General features: G+C 36.6%; 19 protein-coding genes. 1 reads left to right on the forward strand and 18 read right to left on the reverse strand.

Annotated features, from left to right (window positions below; all coding sequences use genetic code 11):
* Positions 1–71: 71 nt before the first annotated feature.
* The 17 genes from dprA to IGI38_RS07300 form a co-directional block, all read right to left on the reverse strand.
* Entirely contained in the window at positions 72–926 is an 855-nt protein-coding gene (gene dprA, locus IGI38_RS07220) for a DNA-processing protein DprA (protein WP_438728315.1), read from the reverse strand.
* 58 nt (positions 927–984) lie between these two features.
* Entirely contained in the window at positions 985–1,749 is a 765-nt protein-coding gene (locus IGI38_RS07225; RefSeq protein ID WP_438728318.1) for a ribonuclease HII, read from the reverse strand.
* Complete coding sequence (ylqF, locus tag IGI38_RS07230; RefSeq protein ID WP_438728320.1) at positions 1,749–2,597, reverse strand: ribosome biogenesis GTPase YlqF; 849 nt, start codon at positions 2,595–2,597, stop codon at positions 1,749–1,751. Before ylqF ends, IGI38_RS07225 begins: the two co-directional genes overlap by 1 nt.
* Before the next feature lie 296 nt (positions 2,598–2,893).
* Positions 2,894–3,919: a C45 family autoproteolytic acyltransferase/hydolase gene (locus IGI38_RS07235; protein WP_438728322.1), complete on the reverse strand. Its 1,026-nt coding sequence runs from the start codon at positions 3,917–3,919 to the stop codon at positions 2,894–2,896.
* 152 nt (positions 3,920–4,071) lie between these two features.
* Positions 4,072–4,620 carry a signal peptidase I gene (gene lepB / locus IGI38_RS07240; protein WP_438728324.1) on the reverse strand — a complete coding sequence of 183 codons (549 nt, stop codon included), beginning with the start codon at positions 4,618–4,620 and terminating at the stop codon, positions 4,072–4,074.
* Between the two features lie 46 nt (positions 4,621–4,666).
* On the reverse strand, positions 4,667–6,085 hold the full coding sequence (locus IGI38_RS07245) for a S41 family peptidase (protein ID WP_438728326.1): 1,419 nt from the start codon (positions 6,083–6,085) through the stop codon (positions 4,667–4,669).
* An 82-nt stretch (positions 6,086–6,167) separates the two neighbouring features.
* Entirely contained in the window at positions 6,168–6,389 is a 222-nt protein-coding gene (locus IGI38_RS07250; RefSeq protein WP_438728328.1) for a YozE family protein, read from the reverse strand.
* Between the two features lie 36 nt (positions 6,390–6,425).
* On the reverse strand, positions 6,426–7,040 hold the full coding sequence (locus tag IGI38_RS07255; protein ID WP_438728330.1) for a YpmS family protein: 615 nt from the start codon (positions 7,038–7,040) through the stop codon (positions 6,426–6,428).
* Positions 7,040–7,891 carry an SGNH/GDSL hydrolase family protein gene (locus tag IGI38_RS07260; protein ID WP_438728332.1) on the reverse strand — a complete coding sequence of 284 codons (852 nt, stop codon included), beginning with the start codon at positions 7,889–7,891 and terminating at the stop codon, positions 7,040–7,042. The genes IGI38_RS07255 and IGI38_RS07260 overlap by 1 nt, the downstream gene beginning before the upstream one ends.
* 55 nt (positions 7,892–7,946) lie before the next feature.
* Complete coding sequence (locus IGI38_RS07265; protein ID WP_438728334.1) at positions 7,947–8,786, reverse strand: DegV family protein; 840 nt, start codon at positions 8,784–8,786, stop codon at positions 7,947–7,949.
* Positions 8,787–8,896: 110 nt separating this feature from the next.
* Entirely contained in the window at positions 8,897–9,391 is a 495-nt protein-coding gene (locus IGI38_RS07270; protein WP_438728336.1) for a dihydrofolate reductase, read from the reverse strand.
* A gap of 48 nt (positions 9,392–9,439) precedes the next feature.
* Positions 9,440–11,314, reverse strand: coding sequence for an ABC-F family ATP-binding cassette domain-containing protein (locus tag IGI38_RS07275; protein ID WP_438728338.1), 1,875 nt, complete (start codon positions 11,312–11,314; stop codon positions 9,440–9,442).
* A gap of 113 nt (positions 11,315–11,427) precedes the next feature.
* Positions 11,428–12,006, reverse strand: a complete 579-nt coding sequence (locus IGI38_RS07280) for a MarR family winged helix-turn-helix transcriptional regulator (protein WP_438728340.1) — start codon at positions 12,004–12,006, stop codon at positions 11,428–11,430.
* Between the two features lie 217 nt (positions 12,007–12,223).
* On the reverse strand, positions 12,224–12,676 hold the full coding sequence (locus IGI38_RS07285; RefSeq protein WP_438728342.1) for a hypothetical protein: 453 nt from the start codon (positions 12,674–12,676) through the stop codon (positions 12,224–12,226).
* A gap of 57 nt (positions 12,677–12,733) precedes the next feature.
* The gene (locus IGI38_RS07290) at positions 12,734–13,111 is read right to left on the reverse strand and encodes a thioesterase family protein (protein WP_438728344.1); all 378 of its coding nucleotides are present in this window, start codon (positions 13,109–13,111) and stop codon (positions 12,734–12,736) included.
* Positions 13,108–14,325, reverse strand: coding sequence for a CCA tRNA nucleotidyltransferase (locus IGI38_RS07295; RefSeq protein ID WP_438728346.1), 1,218 nt, complete (start codon positions 14,323–14,325; stop codon positions 13,108–13,110). Before IGI38_RS07295 ends, IGI38_RS07290 begins: the two co-directional genes overlap by 4 nt.
* On the reverse strand, positions 14,322–14,672 hold the full coding sequence (locus IGI38_RS07300; protein WP_438728348.1) for a nucleotide pyrophosphohydrolase: 351 nt from the start codon (positions 14,670–14,672) through the stop codon (positions 14,322–14,324). Before IGI38_RS07300 ends, IGI38_RS07295 begins: the two co-directional genes overlap by 4 nt.
* Positions 14,673–14,843: 171 nt before the next feature.
* Here IGI38_RS07300 and IGI38_RS07305 point away from each other — a divergent pair, with 171 nt between their 5' ends.
* The gene (locus IGI38_RS07305) at positions 14,844–15,734 is read left to right on the forward strand and encodes a YitT family protein (RefSeq protein ID WP_438728350.1); all 891 of its coding nucleotides are present in this window, start codon (positions 14,844–14,846) and stop codon (positions 15,732–15,734) included.
* Positions 15,735–15,778: 44 nt separating this feature from the next.
* Here IGI38_RS07305 and IGI38_RS07310 read toward each other — a convergent pair whose 3' ends face one another.
* Positions 15,779–16,324, reverse strand: coding sequence for a YpiB family protein (locus tag IGI38_RS07310; protein WP_438728352.1), 546 nt, complete (start codon positions 16,322–16,324; stop codon positions 15,779–15,781).
* Between the last annotated feature and the right edge of the window lie 4 nt (positions 16,325–16,328).

A 16,328-nucleotide genomic window follows, 5' to 3' on the forward strand; every position in this document is an offset into this window, starting at 1 on the left:
TTATATATCGGTAACTACTGACAAATCGTAGCCTATAATACGCTATTCAAATTTTGTTTGTCAAGTCAGGTCTAATGAATTTTATTCCATAAATCATAAGAATCAAAGATATCTTGTGTTTTTTCAACACAAATTGCCCCGTCCTGAATCAACTGATGACAGCCGCTAGAGCGCCCATCTAATATTGATCCGGGAACCACAAAAACATCTTTACCATAATCCAAAGCCTGCTGTGCTGTAATCAATGAACCACTGCGTTTTTTAGCCTCTACTACTAAAACGCCTGTGCTTAATCCCGCGATAATTCGATTACGCATTGGAAAGTGGAATTTCGCCGGACTTGTTCCATTAGGATATTCGCTCACAACCAGATGTTGTTGGCACATTTCTATTTGTAAATTACCACTAGATTTAGGATAACAGATATCTAATCCGGTTCCAACTACTCCAATCGTTTTTCCCTGATTACTGATAGCAAATTGATGCGCGAAACTATCTATTCCTTTGGCTAAACCACTAACAATCACAAACCCGCGTTTTGTTAGCTCTGGCATCAATTCCTGCAAAACATGATAGCCATATTTTGTTGCCTCACGAGCACCTACCACAGCTAGCATATCTCGTTTTAATAAGGCTAAATCACCTTTATAAAATAATACCAATGGTGGAGTTGGAACATGACGCAACGTTTCTGGATATTCAATATCCTCAATAGTGATAAATTGATGCGTTCTCTCAATTTCCTGTAATCTTTCTTCTGTCCATTCATTCCAATTATTGGGTTTAGTAGTTTGAGCCAACAAGCGTACTTCTAACCCATCAAATTGCCACCACTGATGTCTTTTAGCGAATTGATAAATCCGTTGTTTTCCAAAAGCCCCGATTCCTTTAGTTAAGCATAAACGCAATAAAAATTTATTTTTCAAAAAAATCCCTCTTTTCAGTTCTTTATCAAAAAGATACTAAAAAAAGAAGGATTTTATTTTATAAATTTTTAATTGGTGCAAAAGTTTTTCTATGAATAGGTAAGACCCCTTGCTCATCAATAGCCTTTAAATGCTCTTTAGTCCCATATCCAGCATTTTTTGCAAAACCATAAGCTGGATAGTTTTTTCCATAATCTGCCATCCATTCATCCCGATGAACTTTTGCAATAATACTTGCTGCAGCGATTGAAACAGATCGTGCATCACCCTTAATAATTTTTTCTTGCGGCAATCCATTATCTAAAACCATCGCATCAATCAATAAACAATCTGGCGATATTTCTAACTGATCTATCGCTCGTTGCATAGCAACTTTAGTCGCTTGATAAATGTTTAATTGATCAATTTCTTCTGCAGTTGCTTCACCAATACCAATTGATCTAGCATTTTTCTTGATTTCACCAACAAGCTCTTCTCGCTTTTGAGCGGAAAGCTGCTTTGAATCATTTAAACCTAAAATCGCATGTTCATCATTTAGAATGACAGCCGCTGCCACTACTGGGCCGGCTAGTGGTCCACGTCCGACCTCATCAATACCGCAAATTGCTTGAAATCCCTGTGTCTTCTTTTCATTCTCAAAGACAGACATTTCTCGATATTTTTCGATCAAAGCCGCCTGTTTATCTTGTTGCTTTTGCCACTGATCTAAAGCTTGTTGAACGCCTTTTCGTGAATCCTTTCGAAGCTCCGCAAGACGAGGATCATCAAACGAGACTATTTTTTTTAATTCAGCTTTCACCACGCTGATTGACAATTTTTCCACTACTCGTTCAGCTCCTCAAAACGATCTAAAGTATAACGTCCTAGTTTCCCTTGTCGTAACTCAAGAATCAACATTTCACTTGCTCGTTCATAATCATCTTTAAAACCACGTTTTTCAGAAATTAACATTAATAATTCTGGCAGCTCCATAAATAAATCATCATTAGTTAATTTATAACGATCTTTTAATTGCTCTGGATAGAATCGACAGAACACCTCTAACTCATAAAGAGCCAAATCATCTAGATGTAAAAGATCGTCTTTGATTGCTCCGGTCAATGCCAATTTTTTCCCTACAGCCTGATCTTCAAATTTAGGCCATAAAATTCCAGGGGTATCTAATAATTCTAATTGAGAGCCAAAGCGCAACCATTGTTGTCCCTTAGTTACACCTGGTCGATTTCCCGTACCTGCAATTTTCTTTCCTGCCAAATGATTCAATAGCGTCGACTTTCCTACATTAGGAATTCCCAAAACCATCGCACGAATAGCACGCGTTTTTAGCCCTCTTTCTTTATCGCGAGCCATTTTATCTGCTAAGACCTTTTTGCTAGCTGGAACTATCTGTTTTACACTTTTATCATCTTTAGCAGTCAATGCGAGAACGTGATGACCTTGTTCTCGAAAATAATTGACCCACAAATTTGTTTGAATCGGATCAGCTAAATCAGATTTATTTAACAATATAAGTCGTGGCTTATGTTGAACAATTTGATCTAGCATTGGGTTTCGTGAAGATAATGGGAGACGGGCATCAATTAATTCAAAAACGATATCAACAAATTTTAATTTCTCAGAAACTTCCCGTCTAGCTTTAGCCATGTGACCAGGAAACCATTGAATAGTCATATATGTACCTCTTCCTTAAACATAATGTTCACCCGTTAAACTAAAAAAATCCTGTTTTACTGTCATTTCTAAGTTATTTTCTGTTTACTAACGGATTTAAGTTTCTACATTCCACACGCTATTGTATCACAATTCTCTTTTCTTGAAATCATCTCATACTTGCTTTTTTGAGACATGCTTTACTTACTGAAATAGTATGTTCTGAAAGAAGCTTACACAACTAAACTCTTTTTCTCGTTCAGATACCTTCATTCAAAAATCGCAAAAGTTTTTATCAAACTTTTGCGATTGTCTCTTTAGTTATTCTTATTTTTTTTGAAGGTAAATCGTGAATCTTCGTTATATTTTTTTCGTGAAGGATTGCCTTCACAACGATAAACATGGTTATTCCTCAAATCATAGATTGTAGACCAAACAGTATCCTTTCCTGTTTTACGATCATATTGACACAAGAATCCATATTTCCCAGCTAGCAATTGTTCAGCCTCTGACACTTCCATACTGGAATAATTCTCACTCAAATGCTGATCAAGCGTTTGATAACGTTCTTCTGCAAACCAATCATCTTCTAATGATATTTTGTACGTAATCATTTCTGATAAATGAAAACTGTTGGTCGCACATAGATACCCTTCATTATTGATAAATGAATACGTCAACTCATTATTCGTAAATTCAACTAAGCACGCTTTATCCGATGCATCCGCTATCACTAATGTTCCAGCAGTGCATCGCGGAAGAGTTTGTAGCAATTCAAGCGCTTCATCTACATTCTTGCATTTTTCCAGCAATATCCGAAGAATAAATCCAACATTCAACCCGGGTTTGATGCTGTTAGGAAAAACAGATGTCAAGGCAATTGCCAGCCCCCACTGATTGACCCCATCTTCCATTTCAACGAAAGCCGTTGTATTTCCCGAAAACGAATACGAATTGGACTCATTAAATGTATATATACAGTTCATGTACAACTTTTCAATCGCTGTTAAAAAATCACTATTCCTTCCAAGTAAAAAAGTATGTTCATTTTTAATGATAAAACTTGAACAGTTAGTCACTCTAACAAGTGCGTACATTGAAAACAGTACGGCATATAAAGAATCTGGTGCGATTAATTGACCTTCTGCTATCCCATCTATTTCATCAAGAATCTCAGGAAAAAATTCTTCATAATAAGGGAAACAGTTTTTAGAAAAATCTTTCATTTCTTGAGTTATTTCAAAAGGAATGTTATCAAGAAGATATTGATCATTTTTTCTCAATAACGTTCCCCACTTCTTACCTATTTCATAGTGATTACCTCTGAATCTTGCATGATACATATTTTTTCTCCTTTATCTTCAATTAGGAGTCGACTTCCTATATCAAGAGTAACGCAATAAAAATTTAACTTCAATTGAATAAAATGAGAACTTTTCTCACATTATATTTCATTTTAACTCAAGAAAAAAAGACGGAATACAGAATCCGTCTTTTACGAAATAATTTTAATATGTGTCAGCGGGTAATAAACAGCCTGAGCTTTGCCTAAGATATCTTTACTTTGAACCGTTCCAAAAGATCGGCTGTCTTTAGAAATCCGTCGATTGTCACCTAATACAAAATATTCATTTTTCGGCAATTGTTTTTCGCCAATTAATTCATCTAGTTGAAAATCTGTTGTGTAAGGAGAAACTTGATGATCATGACTGCGATTATTGGTTAAAAAGGATTCATTAATTTTTTCTCCATTGATATACAACTGATCCTTTTCATAACGAATTTCATCACCAGGCAGCCCAATGATTCGCTTGATATATATCGTACCATCAGCTTGCTGAAAAACAATAACATCAAAACGTTTAACTTTACTAAATTTCTCCATCAAAACCATATCTCCTTGAGCCAAGGTCTGGTCCATTGAATTACCGGTTACAGGAACAGGGATCAATAAAAATCCACGAATTACTACACCAATAAAGAGGGAAATCAATAAATATTTTACACCTAACCATAAATGGTTTTTTGTCAGTAAGTTTTTCACTGGCTTCCCTCCTCGCAAATAGAAACAATGCCGTCTATTCTGTCGTTCATTTTTTTAGTGTTTCAATGGCTTTAGCATAAGCGACATCATTTGTTTTAACAAGTTTAAACACCATTTCCTGTAAAACATCTACTGTTTTAGTATCGAGAGCTCCAGTTGCTGATAAATTATTCTCTGTCTGAATCTTTGTTACTGCATCTCTTGTAGATTCATTGAACAAATCACCTTCTGTCGAGTATCCCAAAGCGTTTAACATTGTATTAATATTTTTGACTGCATCACCAGAATCACCAATACGCCAATTAGACTGTTTCGAGATTGGAGGAAGTTTCGCGTACTCAGGATAATCAGCCTGGATCGTAGGGGTTACCCCCTTACCTTCAACTGATGATCCATCTGGTGCGAACCATTTCATAATTGTTAACTGGACATACTTATCCTTTCCAATTGGGCTAACACTTTGAACACTGCCCTTACCAAAGGTATTGACCCCAATGATCGGATAATTCTTATTTTTAACCGCTGCTGCTAGAAGTTCCGCTCCATAAGAACTCTCTTGATCCACTAAAAATACAGTCGGTTCTTTGACTTTGAAACCTTGATCGATTTTTTTACCAGCTTTATCAATCGAGATGACCTTTTCATTATTTGAAAATTGTGCAATCGTATCTCCGTTTTCTAAAAAGTAACTAGCGATTCGTTCTGATTCTGCCATCAATCCACCAGAATTTTGGCGCAAGTCAATTATAAAAGACTTTGCGCCATCTTTACGCAATTGCTCGATAATCGTCCTGAACTCCAATGCCGTTGTATCACGAAAGTTATCAATTTGGATTGAGCCAATTGACTTATCCTTCGAATCAAGATTCCCCTTGACAGTATCTTCTGGAACAATATCTCGTTCAATAGATACTTCGAATTGTTCGCTACCTCTTTGAATCAATAATTTTACTTGAGTCCCTTTTTTGCCGCGGATCATACTTGCCACTTGATCAATCGACTTATCTTGTGTTTTTTGACCATCCACTTCCAGAATAATATCTTCTACCTTTAGCTTGGCTTTTTCAGCAGGAGAATTTTTAACAGGCACACGATCAATGACTGGTAAGCGATTTTCAAGTTGAAGATTCGCACCTATCCCTTCAAAACTTCCAGCTACTTGCTCATTCAATTCCTTAGTTTCTTTCGCTGTTAAAAATTCAGATTCAGGATCTTGCAAAGATTCAGTCATTCCCTTTAGAGCACCTTGGATCAACTGTTCCTTATCAACTTTATCAACGTAGTTGGTACTAATCAAATCATACAAATCTTGAACATCGTCTAGATCGTTTCGCGTAATTTTGACGACAGAATCACTATCCATCGCTTGCTTTTGTTCAATAAAATGAGTCACTACCGCCGTAATTACGACAGTACATACAATCGATATTAGAAAAATCGATACTGGTAACGTTTTTTTCTGCAAGGCGCATTTTCCTTTCACCCTTTTTTTCATGATAGCACGCTAGAAAAAAAAGGAAAAGCTTTCCACAACTTTTCCTTTTTAATTATTTATTGTTTTCTAAATATTTATCCCAAACTTGATCAAAAAGATCCATCGAATCTAAATAATCGACGCTCAATTCCAAGTAATCAGTAATCTCATGGTAATCTTCAGATTGTTTAGGAAACATTATATCTTTTGAGACAGCTCCAGCAAATGATTCAACAGGATCATGAGGATTATGCCCACGCTGTGTCAGTATATAATGATAAAAACTTCTTCTCATTTGTTTCACCTCAATGATTGCATGTGCTTCTATTGATCAATCATTCGCTTTCTTTTCTTTTGGTAAATACAAACTAAATTGGATATCATCACCAACGAGATCAATATGGTTTGCTTTGATGAACATTCCGTTATTCAATTTGAACTCGTTCAATTTCAAAACGATTGTTTGTTCTTCTGGGTCAATAGCTACCCATTTAGGAAACTTGTATCCACGCTTAACGGTCGCCATTACTTGACTCACAGGTAAATTTAGCGAACCAATTGACAAATCTCGGGCTTTTAATTGAACATTGCCATTATCCATAACATATGGATCAAAGTAAAGATAAAAGTCTACTGTAGCACCTAAAATTTTGAACTCGCCTTTTAGCATCGCTTGATTTTCTAAATAGAATTCATATTTGACATCCGAACCCTTTTGTAAATCGTTCAAAAAATATTCCATCACGGTGTTCAGTTTTTTCTTGTTCGTATTCATCGACAGTACAGGAGACCCTTTCGGCACTGTAGTTTCGCTGCTAGGCGGTAAATTTGTTTCTCGTGCAGTGAATATACGTACAGTTGAAAAAATGATGCCGCCTATAATGATGCCAATCAAAACAAGAAAAGCAATTTTCCAACCATTGATTTTTTTCTTCGTTTCTTCCATTAATTGCTCTCCTTTATTAACCATAAATCTTTCGTATCCGCAATTTTATCCTTGATCGCTGTAGCCATTAATTGATAGCCCAAATTATTCGGGTGAAAATTATCTTCATCATAAAGAGCATTGTTTTTCACTTCAGAACTTGAACTTCCACTTGTTTCTTCGGTGTCTTTTGTTGCAATCCCTTTATATAATAGATCATTTACTGGAACAAAAAAGCAATTCTGTGTTTCTTTAGTTAGATTCTTCGTCTCACTATTCCAGTTATCAACAACCGTTTGCATCGCTTTGATATCTGGGAAATTCAAATAATAAGGATTATAGATTCCGACTATATAAATCGGCGCTGTCGCATTCAAATCTCGCATCTCAGTTAAAATATCATTGACTTGCTTTCCGTATTTTTTTATTGAACGATCAAATTGTTTGGCATTTTTAGCAGTAAGATTATTCTGAAATGCTTGAAAGAGATCATTTCCTCCAACCGTCATTGTAATAATGTCTGCACTAGCTAAACTATTTCGTAAATCAGAATCCTTTTTAACACGTTTCAAGATTTGATCACTGCGTTCACCAGAAACACCATAGTTATCTTTCTCAATAGAAGTTAGTTCATATTTTTGTTGTAAAGCGTCTGCTACTAATGGCACATATCCGCCACGCTTTGTCTCGTCACCGACTCCTTCAGTCAAAGAGTCCCCCACTGCAACAAAGTGAATAGATTTCTTGTAATTCTGGCCTTCATCCCTGACGACATGAATACGAGACTCAGCTTTAGGAATTGTTAGAAAAAGTATGAGCAAAGTTGCTACAGCAGCTGCCAACGGAATCAATAGTATTGAAAATCTTTTCATTCATTTACTCCTTTTGTAAAAAAAGCGCCTCTATTACTAGAGGCAGCAGGTTCAACTAATCTGTGTAATACATGATTGCAAATGCTCCAGGTCCCGTATGGGTAGCCACGATTGGATTAGTATGCAAGACTGGAATATGCATATCTGGAAACATTTCCTGCAATGCTTGTTTTGCCTCATCAATAAAGTCTAATTTACCAGCATAGGAAATCCCAATTTGCTTTACATTGACCTTCGTCAATTCATCCATGAAGGAAGCAAACCATTTACTAAATGTTTTCTTGCCACGACCTTTCGTTATCGGAAGCAACTCGCCATTTTCAAGTTCCATCACTACACGCATGTTAAGTACACTGGAAATCACTCCTGCAACTCGACTAATCCGACCACCCTTAACTAGATTATCAAGTGATGAAATACCGATAAATAGTTTGCTATGATTTTTTACTCGCTCCACACCAGCTAACACCTCATCCAAGGTTGCTCCTGATTGCGCCAACTTAGCTGCCTCAATCACTTGAAAAGCTTGTGATTGATCGATAAATCCACAGTCAATGACTGTCACTTCGCTACTGCTCAAGAAGGTCGCTTGTCGTGCCGCTTCTGCAGTGCCGCTCAATGTATGAGACATGTGGATAGAAACGATTGCACTCCCATCTTTACCCAATTCATCATAAAGCTCCGCAAAATACCCAATCGGTGGTTGGCTCGTTTTCGGTAGATTTTTGGTCTGCGCCATCATCTCCATAAATTTCTCTCCAGTTAATTCATCATCATCTGGATAAACGACATCATCGATCATCACTGATAATGGAATAACGGTAATATTTAATTCATCTCGGACAGATTTTTCAATCGTACAAGAAGAGTCGGTTACAATTTTAACATTTGGCATTTTGATCCTTCTTTCCACACCTAGTTTCAAATTAATTTTAGTATATCAAACCTTATGAAATAAATCATTGTTGAAACTATTTCTTTACAAATCTTGAAAGAACCGTGTCATTATGACTCGGTTCTTATATAAGTTTCAAAATAATAGCGATAAGGATTTTTTTCATCCCTTTGACCTTGTTTTCGTTCGGTCAGTTCCCACTCATTCCAAAATACTTTTGGAAAATAAGCATCCCCTTCAAAACTCGCCTCTATAAAAGTTCGATGAATTTTCTTACAATATGGCAAAAACTCTGTATAAATAGCAGAGCCACCCGCAATAAAAGTCGTACCTGTATTCTTTTGATCATAAACCAGAATTTCTTCAAGCGAATGCATGACTATTACATTTTCAGCTTTGTAAGTTTCATCTCGGGTCAATACAATCGTTTGACGATTTGGCAAGGGACGACCACCCATACCTTCAAACGTTTTACGCCCCATCACCAAAGTATGGTTGATTGTAGTTTCTTTAAAAAAACGTAGATCATTTGGCAAATACCAAGGTAATTGATTATTCTTGCCAATCAACCCATTTTTATCCTGTGCCCAAATCGCAATCAGCATAATGTTCCTCCTTCTTCATAAGTAACATGTTCATTTTTGAAAATTGATTCAATTATCTTCAATGATTTCACTCAGATATTCCCAACGTGTCATCTTTTCTTCCAGAGTCTGTTCTGTATAATCGATTTCTTTTTGCAGATCTTGCAATTTAGTAAAATTATCGCCTTGATGATTCATTGATTCTGATAATTCATCAATTTTACTCTCCAGTAGCGCAATATCATCCTCTATCGTTTCCCATTCTTTTTGCTCATTATAGGAAAGTTTTTTCTTTCGTTCTTTAGCCTGAGGCTTTGTTTTGACTATTTTTTCATCCTTGTGGGTTGTTTGCTGATCCAAATAGTCCATAATAGAACCAAAATAAGAAATAATTTGACCGTCACCTTGAAAGATTAATAACTTTTCGGCTACTTTATCCAAGAAATAACGATCATGAGAAACCGTAATCACTGCGCCAGGAAAATCTTGCAGATAATCTTCTAAAACTGTTAATGTTGCAATATCTAGGTCGTTGGTTGGTTCATCTAATAAAAGAACATTTGGCTGCTGGATCAGCAACTTTAATAAATATAGTCGTCTTTTTTCACCGCCAGATAATTTACCGATCAACGATCCGTGCATAAAGCGCGGGAATAAGAATCGCTCAAGTATTTCTGCGACGCTGATTTGCGAGCCATCTCGTTGTTTCACTTCTTCTGCAGCCTCTTGTAAATAGGCAATCATCCGCTTATTTGGGTCTAGAGTTTCGTTTTGCTGAGTATAGTATGCCAATCGAACCGTCTCACCAACTTCAAGTAATCCTGCATTTAGTGGTAATCGCCCCTCCAAAATATTCAAAAGCGTTGATTTCCCTGCACCATTCTTTCCAGTAATGCCCAGTCGTTCCTTTGCTTGAATCAACAAATCAAAATGATCTAGAATTGTTTTTCCATCAATTTCGTAAGAAGCTTGCTTCAATTCTAAGACCTTTTTCCCTAATCGAGTCGTTGCAATATTCATCTCCAACTGATCTTCACTTTTCACTTGATGTAGATTTTCTTTTAGGTCTTCAAATCGGTTAATTCTTGCCTGCTGTTTGGTTGTCCGAGCTTTTGCCCCAGCGCGCATCCAAGCCAATTCTTGTTTGTACAACTGTTTTCTTTTTCCTTCTTTTTCAGAGGCAATTCGATCCCGTTCAGCCTTCTCAATTAAGTAAGCCTCATAGTTTCCTCGGTACTCATATAACTTTCCAAAAGAAAGTTCAAAAATGCGATTCGTAACGTGATCCAAAAAATAACGATCATGGGTAACCATTAAAAGTGAACCCGTGTAGCTTCTCAAGTAACCTTCGAGCCATTGAATTGCATCATAGTCCAAATGGTTAGTCGGCTCATCTAATAATAATAGATCAGGTGCATCAATCAAGACCTGCGCCAAGGCAATCCGCTTAATTTGTCCACCTGAAAGTTCACTGATTTGTTTATTCAAAGTATCAATGCCCAGTTTATTTAAGATTGCCTTAGCTTCGCTGTCAGCTGTCCAAGCATCTTGCTTATTCATTGCTTCTTCAGCCAACGTAAATTTACGCTGCGTTTCCTCATTATTATCATTTGATAATTCTAGCAAAACTTTTTCATATTCACGGACTGTTTTCATCAAAGGATTATTTCCTTGAAAAACAGCATCCAAGACCAACGTCTCTTCAGTAAAGTTTTGCTCTTGAGCTAAATAACCGATTCGATATTCACTAGCTTTTTCGATTGCTGAAATGTCTCCATCCCCACTGTCTTTCCCCGCTAAAATGGTTAATAGACTAGATTTTCCAGTTCCGTTAACGCCAATTAATCCAATCCGATCTTTCTCATGAACCAAAAAAGATATCCGATCAAATAATGTTTTGTCCCCAAATGTTTTATGTAACTCTGTAACTTTTAATTCTTTCATCTTGAACCATCCTCAAATTTCTCTCAGTTATTGTAACAAAAAAAAGCCATAAAGGAAATTTTTCCTTTGCGGCTTTTGATTATCACGTTTAAAAGTCTTTGATATTTTTTTGTTTACCAATTAAAATTTTCAAATTCGCAAAAATGATGATGAGCGGAACCTTTACCATGATGCCCACCAAACCCATGAGGTCCATGACCATGATGCATTTGCGGACCGTCAAAGCTCTTTCCACCACCAAAAAATTCTTCTGAATCATCTTCATTTAATAGATTTTTCAAATTTTTATTCAATTTCTCTACCAAACGCGTCCATTCCTCTTTTTCAGCATCATTAAAATCAGAGAAAAGTTCTTCACCAAAGTCAGGTGTTTCAGATATTTTTTCCGCTTCTTCTTTGCCAAGTTCTGTTAAACGAATAATCATAACGCGACGATCCTCTTCTGAGGTTTCGCGAGTAATTAATTCCTTATCCTCAAGTTTTTGTAATAACTCACCGACAGATTGTGGCCGCATTCCTAAGACAAAAGTCAAATCCTTTTGACTAATTTCTGGATTCATTTTCAACAGTGTCAAAACTCTACCTTGCCCACGATGTGGTCCAAAACTTTGCTTTTTAGCCATTTGACGATGATAGTAACGGCGCAAGTCGTGTTGCAGCTTCATAAATTGATCATTCATTTGATTCTCCATTATTCATCTCTCCTTTTTTGATCAGGTACCTTACATGTTCTATAATACAGGTACCTTAACAATATTTCAAGATGTTCACCATATTTGTCTGGTACCTTAATATTTTCTTTATGAATTGCCCTGTCCAAAAATAATTTCCCTTGAATATTTTAGTATACAATTTTAAGATAAACTAAAAAAACAAGTATCCATTTTAGGATACTTGTCAATCAATAGATTAGAACTGCTCACTATAAACATCATCAACATTTTTTGTCGGATCAATTACAATATATAGGCTTTTGGTTTTTTCAGAGACTTTTGTCGACTGATACACGTTATCTAATCCTTCAGTATCTTTGTCCTTATAAGGGAAATATACTGAGTCAGGGTGTCCAGCACGATAAATTATATCCATCCGTTCAATATCCTCAAACTTGCGTGCTCGTTCAAACATGCCTAACTCTAAACCACCTAGATTAATGTCAGTCGTTTGAACATGATCACCTTCTTGATAAATTTCGATCTTGAATCCAGCACATGGATGAATCTCCACGAATTCGCTGCCATGAATTCTTCCAAAACTTGTCGTAATCTGTTTGATCCACAAATCGCCAATGTAACGACGATCAATTGTCCAAGTTTCGCCATTACGAAAATAGAATTTTAACGCTGTCATTTCTCTTGCCATTCTGCATTCTCCTCACTAATGATCTAAAATTTAGTTTAGCATACCTTGAGTAAACGGTCACATGTTGTGCTCCAACTTCATTTTTTCAAGAAAATCTGCAGTATCAACAATAACTCTTTGATGTATAGCGTCACCAATTAATTTTTCACCATCGAAAGCCTTGATAGAAAAAGAAATCTTATTTTTATCGGTTTCATTTATTTGAACTTCAACTTTTACCTCTGCCCCAACAGCTGTCGGAGCTAAATGTCTCAAATCCATTTTGAAACCAACGCTAGTTTGTTCAGCAGAAAGTTCAGGTGATAATAAAAGCTTCGCGCAATTCTCCATCATTGCTACTAAGGCGGGGGTAGCAAGAACTTCTAAATCACCTGAGCCCATTTTGAAAGCTGTCTGATTTTCAGTCACTCGATACAGATTCGTTATTTTTTTCATAGCATCTCCTTTTTCAGAAATCCTTCTGCATAATTCAACAATTCATTTTTGTCATTTTTCAATTTGCCTTCAACTACCTCTTGTTCCAAAACATTTAGCGTCATACTAATCCACGGTCCGCGAGGATAATCAAAGTACTCCATTACCTCATTGCCTTTTATCGTAAGATCCTTCAATGATTTGATTGGCAAATTTTGATATAACAGACGAATTTTAGCTAAATTAGGTTCACGCTCAAAATAGTATAAAAGGTATTCAACAGAGAGAGCCAACTCCCTGCCAAGCTGATACAACGTCCAATTATCCCATTCATATTTCAAACGAAATTGCAGGGCAGGAACCATTTGGCTAACCTCGCGAATCAATTGGTTCGAACACTTCCATTCTTTCATAAAGTGACGAATGTCTGTAATATTCATATCAAGCATCATCATTAATAGCGTCCAAGCCTGCCGTTCAGTTGGGAGTGCTGGGCCACGAAGATCTGAGAACTTTAACAAGGCATTCCCGTATTCTCTTAAACCGGGACAATAAATGTAGCACTCTGACTCTACAAAAGAACGCAAACCTGCTTCGCGAAAAGACCCCATCATTAATTTCACAAACTCTACGTTGATTCGCTCAACAGAAATCTTCGCTAATAAGGAATGATACTCTTGGATCGCTTCAAATGTATCAGGTTCCAAAGTGAATCCTAAATGACTCACAAATCGCAATGCACGCATCATTCGTAAAGCATCCTCATGAAAACGCTCATAAGGGTTTCCCACAGCTCGCAAGACTTTATTTCTAAGATCAACTAATCCGTCAAAAAGATCGATCACAGTACCATCTATACCAACTGCTAGGGCATTGATAGTAAAGTCGCGACGTTTCAGATCTTCCTTTAGCGATCGAACAAACTCTACATGATCTGGACGACGATAATCTTGATAGGTAGACTCCGTTCGAAAAGTTGTAACTTCGTATGTCGTCTCTTTAGTTATTACCATTACTGTTCCATGATCAATTCCTACATCAATTGTGCGATGGAATAATTCTTTTACTTCTGCTGGAAAAGCACTTGTTGCGATATCTACATCATGAATTGGTTTATTTAGGAGAATATCACGGACGCTTCCGCCAACATAATATGCTTCATAACCAGCATTCTGCAATTTGCGTAAAATTGGCATCGCTCCTTGAAATTCTAAAGGAAAAGCTTCTAATCTCATTTAGTATCACCTTCCGTCTGGCCATCTTTACGTTCGAAACGAAAACGATCGCGTTGATTGAACTTTGCCATATTCCGGTTAAAGGCTTCTGTCAAATCGATTCCTAGAGAGTTCGCCATAATAATTGTCACAAACAATACGTCACCAAGCTCCTCTTCAATTGTTTTTGGTTTCTCCGAGTCTTTTTTCGTTTTTTCACCATAATGATGATTAACCTCTCGAGCTAACTCGCCAACTTCTTCTGTCAAGCGAGCCATTTGACCTAATGGAGAAAAATAACCAGTTTTAAATTGTTGGATATAATCATCAACTTCTTGTTGCATGATTTTCATTGTCTTTTCATTCATCAAACCACCTCAAACCTATCTTATCAAAAAACAGATTTGTTTCCTATCATGTTGTTGTAACTATCTGAATTTCATGCTATGTTGATTGAGGACTGAATTTGAACAGGACGATTGTCTGGTCAAATTCTTAGTTAAAGTTCGTCTTAATAAATAAAAATCAGGAGGTGTCGTATGGAAACGACTATGGCTACACGGATCAAAGAGATTTTATTTATTGTGGTGGGAACAGCCATTTATGCATTTGGACTAGTATATTTGAATATTGCAAATCACTTAGCAGAGGGCGGCGTCACCGGTATCACTTTGATCATTCGAGCCCTTTTTGGCATTGATCCTGCTTACACAACATTAATTATTAATATTCCATTGATTTTAATTGGCGGAAAGATTTTGGGTAAACGATCTTTCTACTATACAATTTTGGGAACTGTCTGCTTATCTGTCTTTTTATGGATCTGGCAGCGAATTCCACTGCAAATCAATTTGGACCATGATCTGTTTATCGTCTCTATCTTAGCGGGATTATTTGCTGGATTTGGCAGCGGATTAGTTTATCGAAATGGTGGAACGACAGGCGGAGCAGATGTTATTGCTCGAATTCTTGAACAAAAAATCGGCTTTACAATGGGTAAATCACTATTAGTTTTTGATATTATTGTATTGATTTGTTCACTTACCTATTTAGATTTGAAGCGTATGATGTACACCCTGATTGTCTCGTTCGTATTTAGTAAAGTAGTTGATATGTTATCATCTGGAGGTTATGCTGCTAAAGGTGTGATGATCATCTCTAACGAAAGCAACGTGATCGCAGAATTATTGATGGCTCATTTAGAACGTGGTGTTACCTACCTTCACGGAGAAGGCGGGTTTTCCTCAGAGTTGAAGCGTATCGTTTATATCGTCGTTTCTCAACAAGAAATTAATGAAGTGAAAAAAATTATTCACTCTGTTGATGAAAAAGCTTTTATTTTAATTAGTAACGTGCACGATGTAGAGGGGGAAGGTTTCACTTACTTACGACCTCAACGGCGAAGATTTAGTCTAAAACGAAATAATTAAAAACCAACGCACAGATGAGGGTCACTCTTATCTGTGCGTTGGTTTTATTCATGCAGACTCAATTTAAGCCTGTTCAATTCATCTGATAAAATTAGAAAGGCTTCTTTGTCGCCATCTTCCAATGCCATATCAATTTGTTTCCTTAATAAATCTACTTGTGCTTCCTGTTCTTGAAACTTCATGTAGCTTTCGACCTCCATCACAATCTCTTCACTAACGTTATCATTCCAAGAAAGTGCAGGGTTGTCTTCAAGAACGGATAAATATTGTGCATTCTGCCAAGAATTCGGAAAAACACATTCTAAGTATAAAGGCTGTTGCCAATGCAGACGAATTTCATGAAAAATTTGATCACTATTGGAAAATTGATTGCCTTCGATCGAAAATACCATGGGTTCTTCCCGTTGAGTGATATCTCGAAATACCAATCCTCTTTTTGTTTCCAAGGCTTGTTCTACGATGTGGACATTCCGTAAAATTGCTTCATGATTGATTAAGTAATTTAAAATCCAAATCACTTCTCGTCGTTGAAAACTTACATTATTAATCAACCAAACGAGAAACTCACGTTTTTCACCTACATCGATCATTTTT

It is taken from the genome of Enterococcus sp. AZ128 (assembly GCF_051714485.1).
Lineage (GTDB): Bacteria > Bacillota > Bacilli > Lactobacillales > Enterococcaceae > Enterococcus_A.